Annotated in this window: 10 protein-coding genes; 4 read left to right on the top strand and 6 right to left on the bottom strand. The window is 51.5% G+C overall.

Features of this window, described 5'->3' with window-relative positions; translation table 11 throughout:
- Positions 1-141: 141 nt before the first annotated feature.
- Positions 142-2184, top strand: coding sequence for a methionine--tRNA ligase (metG, locus tag ACESOH_RS08605; RefSeq protein WP_373100760.1), 2043 nt, complete (start codon positions 142-144; stop codon positions 2182-2184).
- A 55-nt stretch (positions 2185-2239) separates the two neighbouring features.
- Here metG and mnmC read toward each other — a convergent pair whose 3' ends face one another.
- On the bottom strand, positions 2240-4261 hold the full coding sequence (gene mnmC, locus ACESOH_RS08600; protein WP_373100758.1) for a bifunctional tRNA (5-methylaminomethyl-2-thiouridine)(34)-methyltransferase MnmC2/FAD-dependent 5-carboxymethylaminomethyl-2-thiouridine(34) oxidoreductase MnmC1: 2022 nt from the start codon (positions 4259-4261) through the stop codon (positions 2240-2242).
- 157 nt (positions 4262-4418) lie between these two features.
- Between mnmC and fabB the strand changes: the two genes are divergently transcribed.
- Entirely contained in the window at positions 4419-5639 is a 1221-nt protein-coding gene (gene fabB, locus ACESOH_RS08595; RefSeq protein WP_373100756.1) for a beta-ketoacyl-ACP synthase I, read from the top strand.
- Between the two features lie 153 nt (positions 5640-5792).
- Here the strand turns inward: fabB and ACESOH_RS08590 are convergent, their stop codons facing one another.
- The 3 genes from ACESOH_RS08590 to rng form a co-directional block, all read right to left on the bottom strand.
- Complete coding sequence (locus tag ACESOH_RS08590) at positions 5793-6986, bottom strand: aspartate aminotransferase family protein (protein WP_373100754.1); 1194 nt, start codon at positions 6984-6986, stop codon at positions 5793-5795.
- 87 nt (positions 6987-7073) lie between these two features.
- The gene (tldD, locus tag ACESOH_RS08585; RefSeq protein WP_373100752.1) at positions 7074-8522 is read right to left on the bottom strand and encodes a metalloprotease TldD; all 1449 of its coding nucleotides are present in this window, start codon (positions 8520-8522) and stop codon (positions 7074-7076) included.
- Between the two features lie 205 nt (positions 8523-8727).
- Entirely contained in the window at positions 8728-10203 is a 1476-nt protein-coding gene (gene rng / locus ACESOH_RS08580) for a ribonuclease G (protein ID WP_032093638.1), read from the bottom strand.
- 148 nt (positions 10204-10351) lie between these two features.
- Between rng and putP the strand changes: the two genes are divergently transcribed.
- Complete coding sequence (gene putP, locus ACESOH_RS08575) at positions 10352-11866, top strand: sodium/proline symporter PutP (RefSeq protein WP_373100750.1); 1515 nt, start codon at positions 10352-10354, stop codon at positions 11864-11866.
- Positions 11863-12828: a tRNA 5-methoxyuridine(34)/uridine 5-oxyacetic acid(34) synthase CmoB gene (gene cmoB, locus ACESOH_RS08570; protein WP_373100748.1), complete on the top strand. Its 966-nt coding sequence runs from the start codon at positions 11863-11865 to the stop codon at positions 12826-12828. The genes putP and cmoB overlap by 4 nt, the downstream gene beginning before the upstream one ends.
- Before the next feature lie 95 nt (positions 12829-12923).
- On the opposite strand, the gene glnA is transcribed toward cmoB, so the two are convergent.
- Both glnA and ACESOH_RS08560 read right to left on the bottom strand, forming a co-directional pair.
- Positions 12924-14342, bottom strand: coding sequence for a glutamate--ammonia ligase (gene glnA, locus ACESOH_RS08565; protein ID WP_373100746.1), 1419 nt, complete (start codon positions 14340-14342; stop codon positions 12924-12926).
- A 143-nt stretch (positions 14343-14485) separates the two neighbouring features.
- On the bottom strand, positions 14486-14617 hold the full coding sequence (locus ACESOH_RS08560; RefSeq protein WP_373100744.1) for a hypothetical protein: 132 nt from the start codon (positions 14615-14617) through the stop codon (positions 14486-14488).
- Between the last annotated feature and the right edge of the window lie 71 nt (positions 14618-14688).

Here is a 14688-nt window from a genome sequence, read left to right as displayed (position 1 = left end):
GGTAAATTCGTCGGCTATATTTAAACATGCCGAATCGGCCGTGTTAAGTCAAAATTGTGAAAAGTGCGGTTGAACTGGAAAAAATACCGTGAATCAGGTAAAATCTAGGCCGATTTTTTTGAGGAGAAAGGTAGATAAATCATGTCAAATCCGGCGCGTAAAATTTTGGTCACCTGCGCATTGCCTTATGCCAACGGTCCGATTCATTTAGGTCATATGTTAGAACATATTCAGGCGGATATCTGGGTGCGTTTTCAGCGCATGCGCGGCAACGAAATTTATTTTGTCTGCGCCGACGATGCGCACGGCACGCCGATTATGCTGAAAGCGGATCAAATGGGCATTACGCCGGAACAGCTGATTGCCGAGGTGCAGCAAAGCCATATGGCGGATTTTGCCGGCTTTAATATCAGTTTTGATAATTATCATTCCACTCACAGCGACGAAAATAAAATTTTATCCGAAACCATTTATCAGCGGCTGAAAACCAACGGCTTTATTAAAAGCCGCACCATTTCCCAGTTGTTTGACCCGGAAAAAGGCATGTTTTTGCCGGATCGCTTTGTAAAAGGCACCTGCCCGAAATGCAAATCGCCGGATCAGTACGGCGATAATTGTGAGGTCTGTTCGGCCACATACAGCCCGACGGAGCTGATTAACCCGCGCTCGACGGTTTCCGGCGCCACACCGGTATTAAAAGAAAGCGAACATTTTTTCTTTGACCTGCCAAGTTTCGAAGCGATGCTGAAAGACTGGATCAATTCCGGCACGCTTCAGCAGGAAGTGGCCAATAAAATGCGCGAATGGTTCGATGCCGGCTTGCAGCAATGGGATATTTCCCGCGATGCGCCGTATTTCGGGTTTAAAATTCCGCATACGCAGGATAAATATTTTTACGTCTGGCTGGATGCGCCGATCGGCTATATGGCGTCGTTTAAAAACCTTTGTGATAAAAAGGACGGTATTGATTTCGACAGTTTCTGGCGCCAGGATAGCGAAACCGAGCTTTATCATTTTATCGGCAAAGACATTATGTATTTCCATTCCCTGTTCTGGCCGGCGATGCTGGAAGGCGCGGGGCTGCGCAAGCCGAACAATATTTTCGTGCACGGTTATGTGACGGTAAACGGCGAGAAAATGTCTAAATCGCGCGGCACCTTTATTCAGGCGGCGACTTATCTGAAACATTTGGATCCGGAATGCCTGCGTTATTATTATGCGGCCAAACTGAGCAATCGGATTGATGATCTGGATTTGAATCTGCAAGATTTCGTGCAGCGCGTCAATACGGATCTGGTGAATAAACTGGTTAATCTGGCCTCCCGCAATGCCGGTTTTATTCACAAACGGTTTAACGGTCAATTGGCGGATAAACTGGAAGATGACGCATTATTTGCCGAATTTACCGCACAATCGGAACAGATCGCGACTTATTATGAACAGCGCGAATATGCTAAAGCGGTGCGCGAAATTATGGCGCTGACCGATAAAGCGAATAAATATGTGGATGAAAAAGCGCCGTGGATCATCGCCAAACAAGCAGAGCGTGAGGCTGAATTACAGCAAGTTTGCTCCATGGGCATTCAGCTGTTCCGCCTGCTTATCGGGTATCTGAAACCGATTCTGCCGCAACTGGCGGAACGGGCGGAGGCGTTTCTGCAAACGGAACTGAGCTGGGATAATTTAACCTCGCCGTTGCTGGCGCACCAAATCGCGCCGTTTAAAGCCTTGTTCGCGCGGTTGGAGATGAAACAAATCGACACCATGATCGAGGCATCAAAAGCGGAGAATGCACAGGTCAGCCAAAGTGCGGTCAAAAATACCGCCGTTTCGGCGCCGATTGAACCTTTTGAAGCGACTATCGGCATTGAGGAGTTTGCCAAACTGGATTTGCGGGTGGCGAAAGTGCTGAAATGCGAAGCGGTGCCGGAAAGTAATAAACTGCTTAAGTTTAGCCTGGATTTAGGCGTTGAAACCCGTCAGGTATTTTCCGGCATTAAAGCCGCTTATACGAAACCGCAGGAACTGGAAGGACGTTTGGTTATTATGGTGGCGAATCTGGCACCTCGCAAGATGAAATTCGGCGTTTCCGAAGGGATGATTTTATCGGCCGGTAGCGGCGGCAGCGATTTGTTCCTGCTGGATGCGGATGCGGGCGCACAGCCGGGCAGCCGGGTGAAATAATCCGCCGCAAACAGAGTCATAATCCCTTATCCTGTTGCAGGATAAGGGATTTTTTTCAGCTAATCGGCGTGCCTTTCAGTAATTTACGCATCCAGCTGCGGTTGGCGCTTAAATGCTGCATAATATCTTCACTTAACGGCAAGGGTTCGCCGTAAATCAAAGAGGCCAGCGTTTCGCCTAATAGCGGAGCGGAGGTTAATCCGCGTGAGCCCAGCGCGCCTATCAGATACAGATTCGGGTAGTTCGCCGCATGTTTTATTCCTTGCCGGCGGCGGCGCAGGTTAAACAGATTCCGATAATCTGCGGTTTGTTGCTGAAAATCCGGCACGTTTCCCACCATCGGAATGCGATCACGCACCGCACAGCGCACGCCGACCCGCGCCAGATTGCCCGAAGTATCCACCTCGTTCACCCAATCCATCGGCGCCAGATTACGCTGAATTTTGTGCTGGTTTTCCTGTTGTTCCTGCGGGCTGAAACGGCGATCCGCATTATCGCGCACATGGCTTGCGCCGATGCAATGACTGCTTTTCGCCTGATCCGCCGGCGTGAGATAGCCGTCATAACACAACACCGTTTTAAGTTTCAGCAGATTCGCCGAGGTGGGAATCTGGCTGACCTGACCGCGTACCGGATAAAGTGGCAGTTTTGCCGTTTGAGAAAATTGAGTCAGCCGATGGCCGTTGGCCAGCACCGCGACGCAATGCGTGAACTGTGCGCCATCGGCATTGGTCAGCTGCCAGCCGCCGGAAAGCGGCGAAAGTGCGGTGATTTTTTGCGCAGTTTTGATGATAAGCCCCTGCTGCTGTAAATGGGCGAACATCGTCTGCACAAACTGACGCGGCGCCAGCCAGCCGCCTTGCGCAATAAAACCGCCGCCGCACGGCAGGGGCAATCCCACCGTTTCGCTGAGGGTCTTTTGATCGAGTAAACGGAATAACGTCGACGGCCAGCCACAGGCGGAAATTTTGCCTAATTTGACCGCACTTTTTTGATCGTAGGCGCACAGCGCCACGCCGCAAAACTGATGTTCAAATGCAATGCCTTGTGCAATCGCCCGGCGCAGTTGCTGTTGTCCGTAGGCGAAGGCGTGGATATAAAAACGAATATTGCGCAGATCGTCATCGCTGAGCTGCGGGTAAAACGCGCCCTGTTTATTGCCGGAGGCGTTCAGCGCAGGTTGTTCGTCCTCGCAATAGAGCGTGACGCGGGCGCCGCGCTGCAGCAGGGAAAGTGCGGTGAATAATGAGGCGATTCCGCCGCCGATTACCGCAACATCAGGCTTTGACTCGAAATGCGCCGGCTGCGCCAGATACCAAGGCGTATTGATGGTAGGCGCCGGGGCGTCATGAGGTTTAATGCCATGCAGACATTCGCGTTTTTGACCGAACCCCTTGCGTTTGCTGACCTCGAATCCTGCCTGTTGCAGCCCTTTACGCACGGCACCGGCGGCGGTAAAGGTGGCGAAGGTGCCTTGCGGTTTGGTGTAGCGGTACATGTTGCGATACAGCTCATCGTTCCACATTTGCGGATTTTTAGCCGGCGAAAAACCGTCAAGAAACCAAGCGTCGATGCGCTGGCACATATAATCCCCCAGCTGCGGCAGGTTATCGGCAATATCGCCGAACCACACATCCAGCGTAGTTTCGGCAAAATGCAGGCGATAACAGCCGGCGATCGGCTCCGGCCAGTCCTGTTGCAGCTGTTGCGCCAGCTCGCTGAATTCCGGATAGGCGCGGTGAATCTCGGCCAGCTGCGCGGCGGACAGCGGATATTTTTCAAAGGAAATAAAAAACAGGCGCGTCAGCGGCGAGTGCGGATAATCACGGCGAAAGCGCCGAAACAGCGCCGTGGCAGCAAAAAAATTCAAGCCGGTGCCGAAGCCGGTTTCGGCGATGACAAAATGCCGTTGGTGACATTGTTGCCAGCGCGACCAAAGGTGATTGCCCTGCAAAAACACATAACGGCTTTCCTGCAAGCCGTCCTGATTGGAAAAATACACATCGTCGAAGCGGGTGGAAACCGGCGTGTTCGTTTGATTAAAATAGATCTCGGCGGGAGTAACGTGAAGGCGCATGTCGCTGTCCTTTGTGGGAAAAATTTCTTTTGCTATAATAGCGGAATTTTCCGCATTGGTCGAACCTTCAAAGAAATACTTGCAATATTTTCATTTCGTAGTAAGTTAGCGACCGTGTTCTTATTTTTAACCGTCAAACACATTAAGGAAATGATCTATGAAAAGAGCAGTGATTACGGGCTTCGGTGTAATCTCCAGTATCGGCAATAATAAAGATGAGGTGCTGGCCTCATTGAAAGCGGGTAAATCAGGTATTGAAGCGGTACCTTCTTTCATTGAAATGGGCATGCGCAGCCACATCGCCGGTACCATTAAGTTAAATCCTGCAGAATTCATTGATCGCAAAGTGTATCGTTTTATGGGCGATGCCGCGGCCTATGCTTACCTTGCTATGAAAGAAGCGATTGAAGATGCTGGGCTGAGCGCAGAGCAGGTGTCTAATGATCGTACTGGTCTTGTGATCGGCGCCGGTACCGGTTCGGCGCATAATCAGCTGGTTGCCTGCGATGCGGTGCGCGGCCCGCGCGGCATTAAAGCGGTCGGCCCTTATGCGGTGACTAAAACCATGGCCTCCAGCGTGTCCGCCTGTCTGGCCACTCCATATAAAATCCGCGGTGTGAATTACAGTATCAGCTCCGCCTGCGCAACCTCGGCGCATTGTATCGGGAATGCGCTGGAATTAATTCAGCTGGGTAAACAGGATATTGTGTTTGCCGGCGGCGCGGAAGAATTGTCTTGGGAATGCGCCACTGAATTTGACGCCATGGGCGCGGTATCCACGAAATATAACGATACCCCGACCAAAGCCTCCCGTGCATATGATGCCAACCGCGACGGCTTCGTAATTGCCGGCGGCGGTGCGGTCGTGGTGGTCGAAGAGCTGGAACATGCGCTGGCACGCGGTGCCAAAATTTATGCGGAAATCGTCGGTTACGGCGCGACTTCCGACGGTTATGATATGGTTGCGCCGAGCGGTGAAGGTGCGGAACGTTGCATGAAACAGGCGATGGCAACCGTAGATACGCCGATCGATTATATTAATGTGCACGGTACTTCTACTCCGGTCGGCGATGTAAAAGAGCTGGGCGCGATTAAAAATGTGTTCGGCGACAACGTGCCGCCGCTTTCCTCCACCAAATCCATGACCGGCCACTCTTTAGGCGCGGCGGGTGCCCATGAGGCGATTTACAGTTTGTTGATGCTGGAACACGATTTTATCGCACCGAGTATCAATATCGAAACGCTGGACGAGCAGGCGGCGGGCATGAATATCGTGACCGAAACGAAAGAAAATGCCGGTTTGCGCACGGTTATGTCAAACAGTTTCGGCTTCGGCGGTACCAACGCCGCGCTGGTATTCAGACGTTACAGCAAATAATAATTTGCGCACAAAACAGACAATGCGGCATTTTAGCCGCATTTTTTTCGCCTGTGGTTTATGAGACAACAGTGCGCTGGAAACGGATTAACATGAGCGATAGGCGAAAAACAGGCGTAATTTCCACCGCACTTTTTATCGCTCAAGAGGCGGTTAACGTAAAGTCTCTTCCAGTCGTTCGAGGCCTAAGGTTAATTCTTCCGCTGAAATATTCAGCGCCGGGGCGAAACGCAGCACGTTCGGCCCTGCCACTAATATCATCAAACCGTTATCCGCCGCTTTCTTCACGAAATCCGCCGCCTTGCCCCGATAGCGGTCGATCAGTTCGGTACCGATGAGTAATCCCTCACCGCGAATTTGCTTAAACCGGGCATATTTTTGATTAAGCGAGTTAAGAGCAGCGATAAATTGCGCCGAAGTGCGGTTCACATTGGCCAGAAATTCCGGCGCGGAGAGAATATCCACAACTTTTGCGGCAACCGCACAGGCCAGCGGATTGCCGCCGAAAGTGGTGCCGTGTACGCCCGGCGTAAAGCTGGCGGCGATGTTGTCGGTCGTCATCATCGCACCGATAGGAAAGCCGTTTGCCAGTGCTTTGGCGGAAGTTAAAATATCCGGTGTAACGCCGTATTTCATATAGGCGTAGAAATGGCCGGTGCGCCCCAGCCCGGTTTGCACTTCGTCGAAAATCAGCAATGCGTTATTTTCATCGCATAATCGGCGCAAGCCCTGTAAAAATGCCGGAGTTGCCGGCTGCACGCCGCTTTCTCCCTGAATCGGCTCAACGATCACCGCGCAGGTGTGATCGTCGATGACGGCGTTGACTGCCGCCAGATCATTAAACGGCACATGTACGATATCCGCCGGTTTCGGGCCGAAGCCGTCGGAATATTTCGCCTGACCGCCGACGCTGACGGTAAACAGGGTGCGGCCGTGGAAACTCTGCTTGAACGAAATAATTTTGCTTTTCTGCGCGCCGAAATGATCGAAGGCGTAACGGCGTGCCAGTTTTAGCGCCGCTTCGTTGGCCTCGGCGCCGGAGTTGACAAACATAACGCGCTCGGCAAAGGTTTTGTCGGTTAATTTGCCGGCCAGCGCCAGAGCCGGTTCGTTGGTAAACCAGTTGCTGGAATGCCAGAGGGTTTCGCCCTGTTGTTTCAATACCGCGACGATTTCGTCAGGGCAGTGGCCCAGCGCGTTGACCGCGATACCGCTGGTGAAATCAATATATTCGCGCCCGGCCTGATCCCATACCCGGCAGCCTTTGCCTTTTACCGGAATAAAATCGGCCGGTGCGTAATTCTGGATCATGACCTGATCGAAGGTTTGTCTGCTATAGGTATTCATTCTGCCGTCCTTATAGTGCATGAGTAGAAATGTGCTTTCAGCATAATCCTAAATGAATATTTAGTCAAATTAATGAATAAAAATTCGTTAGTTGGTACCGCCCACCGTAATGCGGTCAATTTTTAATGCCGGCTGACCGACACCGACCGGAACGCTTTGTCCTTCTTTGCCGCAAACGCCGATACCGTGATCCAGCTCCACGCTGTCCGCCACCATGGACACATTCTGCATCACTTCGATGCCGCTGCCGATTAGGGTTGCGCCTTTTACCGGTTTGCTGATTTTGCCCTTTTCGATTAAGTAAGCCTCCGAGGTGGAAAACACGAATTTGCCGGAGGTAATATCCACCTGCCCGCCGCCGAAGTGCGGTGCGAAAATGCCGCGATCGACAGAGGCGATCAGATCGTCAAACCGGCTCTGGCCGGCCAGCATGTAGGTATTGGTCATGCGCGGCATCGGCAGATGCGCATAGCTTTCGCGGCGTCCGTTGCCCGTCGGCGGCATGCCCATCAGGCGCGCGTTCATTTTATCCTGCATATAGCCTTGCAAAATACCGTCTTTAATCAGCACATTGCGCCGGCTCGGCACGCCTTCATCGTCAACGGTAAGCGAACCGCGGCGATCCGGCAGCGTGCCGTCGTCAACAATCGTACACAGCGGCGAGGTCACCAGCTCGCCGAGTTTTCCGCTGAATAATGAGCTTTGTTTGCGGTTGAAATCGCCTTCCAGACCGTGTCCCACCGCTTCGTGCAATAAGACGCCCGGCCAGCCTGCGCCTAAAATCACCGGCATGGCGCCGGCCGGAGCGGGAACCGCATTCAGATTAATCAGCGCCTGACGAACCGCCTGTTTGGCGAAATAGACCGCGCGGATTTCGCCCTGATACGGCTGTAGGAACCAATCCAGCGCAAAACGTCCGCCGGCACCGGCACCGCCGCGCTCGCGTTTGCCGTCCTGTTCCACCAGCACCGACACCGATAACCGCACCAACGGGCGGATATCCGCCGCCAGCGTACCGTCGGTTGCAGTGATGAGGATTTCTTCATACACGGCGCTTAAACTCGCCGACACCTGTGTGACGCGCGGGTCTTCCGCCCGCGCGGTGCGATCGACTAAATGCAGCAACTCAATTTTCTGTGCTTTACTCAGACTGTCCAGCGGGTTTAAGGCGGCGTAGCGTAAGGTCGGTATAACCGCATTAAAGCGCTGTACCCTGAGCGGTTGAGCCGCTTGTGCCGGCGCGATACCTTTCACCGCATCGGCGCATTGCTGTAACGTGGCGAGATTGATTTGATCCGAATAGGCAAAACCGGTTTTTTCGCCGCTGACGGCGCGTACGCCGACGCCGCGATCGATATGGAAACCGCCTTCTTTGATAATGCCGTCTTCCAGCACCCAGTTTTCGTCCTGACTGAGTTGAAAATACAGATCCGCATAATCGATATGGCGCCGGGCAAGGCGATCAAAGATATTGGATAAATCTTGCAGAGATAAATTGCTTTGGCCAAGCAGGCTTTGGGTGACGTTGTTTAACATAGTTTTCTCATGGATTGGCGATCAGCCCGCCGCACGGCATTCGCCCATGGGAAGGGCGACATTTTCCGATTCGGTTTGCTGATCGCAATAATAATTAAGTAAAATCAAAGGGATAAAACATCAAAAACGGATGAGCGGCAGGTTGATTTTGCCGGGCGGCAGAAAAAGTGCGGTCGTTTTTTCGCACGTTTTTTACCGTTTATGCTTACATTACCACCACGTCAAACTGTTCCTGATGATAGAACACTTCGGTTTTGATTTGAATCTGTTTGCCGATAAACACTTCCAGCTCCGCGACCAGACCGTGACTTTCCTCATTAATCAGATAATCCGCCACCGCTCTTGAGGCATACACCACAAACTGTTCGCTGGAAAATAAATGATGCACGCGGATGATTTCGCGCATGATTTCGTAACAGACGGTTTCCACCGTTTTCACCCGGCCGCGGCCTTTGCAGGCGGGGCATTCACCGCATAATACATGTTCCAGACTTTCCCGCGTGCGTTTACGGGTCATCTCCACCAGTCCGAGTTGAGTAAAGCCGTTGACACTGGTTTTTACCCGATCTTTTGACAGCGCCTCCTGCAACGATTCCAGCACGCGGGCGCGGTGTTCTTCGGTTTGCATATCGATAAAATCAATGATGATAATGCCGCCCAGATTGCGCAGTTGCAATTGTTGCGCGATCGCCTTGGTGGCTTCGATATTGGTGTTGAAGATGGTTTCTTCCAGATTGCGGTGACCGACGAATGCGCCGGTATTAATATCAATGGTGGTCATCGCTTCGGTCTGTTCGATAATCAGATACCCGCCGGATTTTAAATTTACCCGGGTATCCAGCGCGGTCTGAATGGCGGCTTCGACGCCATAAACGTCGAACAGCGGCTGACTGCCGGAATACAGCACCAGTTTATCCGTTAAGGTCGGCATAAATTCCGCGGTGAACTGACTGACTTCGGTAAAACACAGTTTTGAGTCGATGCGGATTTTTTCCAGACCGGCGCCGATAAAATCCCGCAAAATCCGTTGGGTCAGCGCCAGTTCGCCGTATAACATGGAACGGGTCGGGTATTTGCCGCGGCGTTCCATCACTTTTCGCCACAAGCGTTTCAGAAAATCCGCATCCTGTTTCAGATCGTCTTCCGTCGCCCCTTCGGCGGCAGTGCGAATGATAAAGCCGCCCAGTTCGTCACAAAGCGGCAATACCAGCTCTTTTAACCGTCCGCGCTCTTCTTCGCTTTCAATCCGCTGCGAGACGCCGACATGACTGTTTTCCGGCATAAACACCAAATAGCGGGAGGGCAGGGTGATATCGGTAGTCAGCCGTGCGCCTTTGGTGCCGAGCGGGTCTTTCACCACCTGCACCACGATATCCTGACCTTCGCGAACCAATTCGGCGATATCTTTGACGATAAACTGTTTTTTCTCGTTTTCGTCAACACATTCGGTGTGCGATACGATATCCGAGGCGTGCAAAAATGCCGCTTTTTCTAAGCCGATATCCACAAACGCCGATTGCATGCCCGGTAGCACGCGCGTGACCCGCCCTTTGTAAATGTTGCCTACGATACCCCGTTTTGCCTGACGCTCAATATGAACTTCTTTTAAAATCCCTGTGTCCACTAACGCGATACGGGTTTCGTTCGGCGTTACGTTCACCAATAATTCGACAGATTCCATAACTAAAAATGAATTAAAATTTATTATTTACCGGACGTTAGTCTAGCGAAAAGGAAAATAGAATAATAGTACCAAATAGGGTAAAATGCGACCTTTGTCAAATTTTTATACTATAAAATAGCGTTTAAATAGCTTTTGTGAGGTCGTGATGTTGGGATTGGATCCGACGCTGATTACCTTTGTGGTTTATATTTTGGGGATGTTGCTGATAGGGGTACTGGCATATTATTACACGAATAGTCTGTCCGATTATATTCTCGGCGGGCGCCGCTTAGGCAGCTTTGTCACCGCGATGTCGGCGGGCGCGTCGGATATGTCCGGCTGGCTGTTGATGGGATTGCCCGGCGCGGTTTATCTGACCGGACTGGTGGAAGGCTGGATCGCACTCGGGCTAACGTTGGGCGCGTATTTAAACTGGCTGTTTGTGGCCGGGCGGCTGCGGGTCTATACCGAAATCAACAATAACGCGTTGACGTTGCCGGAATATTTTCATCATCGTTTCGGCGCCGGTCGCAGTACGCTGAAAATCGTTTCCGCCTCGGTGATTCTGGTTTTTTTCACCATTTATTGCGCCTCCGGTGTGGTGGCCGGCGCCAAATTGTTTCAGAATCTGTTTGCGGTGCAATATTCCACCGCACTTTGGTACGGCGCATTCGCCACCATTGCTTATACGTTTATCGGCGGTTTTCTGGCGGTCAGCTGGACGGATACGATTCAGGCCACATTGATGATTTTTGCCTTGATTCTCACGCCGGTGATGGTGATCGTCGCCCTCGGCGGAATTGACGCATTAAGTGCGGTGCTAAATCAGGCGGAATCCGTGGCACACAAGGATTTCACCGATCTCTTCGGCCAAACGACCACTTTGGGCTTGTTAAGTCTGACCGCCTGGGGGCTGGGCTATTTCGGGCAGCCGCATATTCTGGCGCGTTTTATGGCGGCGGACAGCGTAAAATCCTTAACTAATGCGCGCCGCATCAGTATTACCTGGATGATTCTCTGTTTAGTCGGCGCCATCGGCATCGGTTTTTTCGGTATCGCGTATTTTTACGCTCAGCCGCAGGCGGCGGCAACGGTGAATCAGGAACCGGAACAGGTATTTATCGAATTGGCCAAACTGCTGTTTAATCCTTGGATTGCCGGCGTGCTGCTGTCCGCCATTCTGGCGGCGGTGATGAGTACCCTGAGCTGCCAGCTGCTGATTTCCTCCAGCGCCATCAGCGAGGATTTTTACAAAGGCTTTATTCGCCCGCAGGCATCGGAAAAAGAACTGGTCTGGCTGGGACGGGCGATGGTGTTGCTGATTGCGGCCGTCGCCATTTGGATCGCGCAGGATGAACACAGCAAAGTGCTGCAACTGGTGCAGTTTGCCTGGGCGGGCTTTGGCAGCGCATTCGGGCCGGTGGTGCTGTTTTCTCTGTTCTGGAAACGTATGACCGCTTCTGCCGCGCTGGCGGGAATGTTGGTCGGGGCGCTGACTGTGTTCGGCTGGAAAAGCGTGATTGCGCCGACAAGTCCGTGGTACGGCGTCTATGAAATGATACCGGGGTTCGGCGCCGCCTGCCTTGCGATTATCGCCGTATCGTTACTGTCCGCCGCGCCGGAAGCGGCTGTTATCAACACCTTCGAACAGGCCAAAAAGGCTTATAAAGAGGCATTATGATTGATTTTCGTCCGTTTTATCAACAAATCGCCGTAGGAGAGCTATCCGCGTGGCTGGAAACCTTACCGCAGCAACTGAAACAATGGGAAAGCCAGACTCACGGCGATTATGCCAAATGGGCAAAACTGATTGATTTTCTACCGCACTTAACGGCGGATCGGATTGAGCTGAAAAGTGCGGTCAGATCCGAGCGCGATTTTGCCCTTTCCGCGGGTGAGCGGCAGCGGATTATTCATCATCTTAAACAGTTAATGCCGTGGCGCAAAGGGCCGTACGATTTACACGGCATTCATATCGATTGTGAATGGCGCTCGGATTTTAAATGGCAGCGCGTTCTGCCCCATCTGGCGCCGTTGCAGGATCGCATCGTGCTGGATGTGGGCTGCGGCAGCGGTTATCATATGTGGCGGATGCTCGGCGAGGGCGCCAAAACCGTGGTAGGTATTGATCCGACGGAATTGTTTCTGTGTCAGTTTGAAGCGGTGCGCAAATTACTGAATAATGATCGCCGTGCCAATCTGATTCCGCTGGGTATTGAACAGATGCAGCCGCTGGGGATATTCGATACGGTATTTTCCATGGGCGTGTTGTATCATCGCAAATCGCCGTTTGAGCATCTTACCCAGTTGAAAAATCAGCTGCGCAACGGCGGCGAACTGGTGCTGGAAACTCTGGTGGTGGACGGCGATGTCAATACGGTACTGGTGCCGGCGGATCGTTATGCCAAAATGAAAAACGTTTATTTTATTCCTTCCGTTGCGGCGTTAATCCGCTGGTTGGAAAAAGCGGGATTCCGGCAGGTGCGCTGTGTTGATGTGGCGGTAACGAGCCTGCAGGAGCAGCGCAAAACCGAGTGGCTGGAAAATGAAAGCCTGATTGATTTTCTTGATCCGCAGGATCACGGTAAAACCATTGAAGGCTATCCCGCACCGAAAAGAGCGGTGATTTTGGCGAATAAATAATGCCGACAACGGCAGAAACAGGCTCAAAAAAATGCACCCTGAGCGGTTGTTCCGCTGGCGGGTGCAAAGTCTGTATTAACTGATGCTAACGGCGATTACGCGTAGTACATCTCAAATTCCACCGGGTGCGGTGTCATATTCAGACGTTCCACTTCTTTGCGTTTCATGGCGATAAAGGTCTCAACAAATTCCTTGCTGAATACGCCGCCCTGAATTAAGAATTCATAATCGTTTTGCAGACTGTTCAGCGCTTCTTCCAGAGAACTGGATACCGCCGGGATTTCTTTCAGTTCTTCCGGCGGCAGATCGTAAAGATTTTTATCCATCGCATCGCCCGGATGAATTTTATTGATAATACCGTCCAGACCCGCCATTAACAGCGCCGAGAACGCTAAATACGGGTTGGCCAGCGGATCCGGGAAGCGGGCTTCGATACGGATCGCTTTCGGACTGGTAACCGCCGGAATACGGATTGAGGCGGAACGGTTGCTGGCGGAATAAGCCAGTAATACCGGCGCTTCAAAACCCGGCACCAAACGTTTGTAGGAGTTGGTGGACGGATTGGTGAACGCGTTCAGCGCTTTGGCATGTTTGATGATACCGCCGATATAATACAGCGCGGTTTCGGAAAGTCCGGCATATTTATCACCCTGGAAGATATTTTTGCCGTCTTTGCTCAGCGACATATTGCAGTGCATGCCCGAGCCGTTGTCGCCGGTGATCGGTTTCGGCATAAAGCAGGCGGTTTTACCGTGTTCGGCGGCAACATTTTGCACCACATATTTATAAATCTGAGTTTCGTCGGCTTTTAAGGTCAGCGAATTGAAACGGGTGGCGATTTCGTTTTGTCCTGCGGTGGCGACTTCATGGTGATGCGCTTCGATAACCAAGCCCATTTCTTCCAGCAGCAGACACATTTCGGAACGCAGATCATGAGCCGTGTCATTCGGCGCCACCGCGCAATAGCCGCCTTTTTTCAGCGGACGGTAAGCGTTGTTGCCGCCTTCATAGCGTTTGTTGGTGTTCCAGGCAGCTTCAATGTCATCCACCACATAGGAATTACCGTTCATGGACGCCTCGAAGCGCACATCGTCAAATAAGAAAAATTCCGGTTCCGGGCCGAAGAACACGTTGTCGGCGATACCGGTGGAACGCATATAGTTTTCTGCGCGGGTGGCGATTGAACGCGGGTCGCGATCGTAACTTTGCATGGTGCTCGGTTCATAAATGCTACAGCGCAGGGATAAGGTCGGGATTTGCGCGAAAGGATCGACCACCGCGGTTTCGGCAATCGGCATTAACAGCATATCCGCTTTATTGATGGCCTTCCAGCCTTCCACGGATGAACCGTCGAACATTTTACCGTCTTCAAACAGGTCTTCATCGACCAGACTGACGGGCAGTGAGACGCCGTGTTCTTTGCCCTTGATATCGGTAAAGCGCAGAAGAACGAATTTGATGTCGTTTTCTTCAATCAGTTTGAATACATTCGCAACAGCAGCTGCTTTTGACATAAGATAATCCTCTATAAATAAGATGGGTGAAATTCGGACGTTGTGTATTATAAAGCACGTTGCTAAAAATAACATATCATTTATAAAAAACAAGTGTTAATTTGAAATTAATCAATGAAATTATTTATTTTATGTGATTTTGTTTAATTTAATTGCTGTTTTGTTATTTCCATTTTAATTAAAGCCGCTTTTATTGAATTGATACCCGGTTCGGTATCATGTGGAGCCGTATTATTTAATAGCCCGCCAATCGAAAAAGTTGTATAATCTGCCACCTTTCGAATAATGCCCGTTTATTGTGCATTGTCCGTTGCTGCAAAAATCCCTTTTATTGAATAGATTAAGA

Origin of the sequence: Necropsobacter rosorum (genome assembly GCF_964241405.1) — a bacterium.
GTDB lineage: Bacteria > Pseudomonadota > Gammaproteobacteria > Enterobacterales > Pasteurellaceae > Necropsobacter > Necropsobacter rosorum.
Note: the sequence above shows the minus strand (reverse complement) of the source record. Positions and strands in the feature narration are given on the sequence as shown.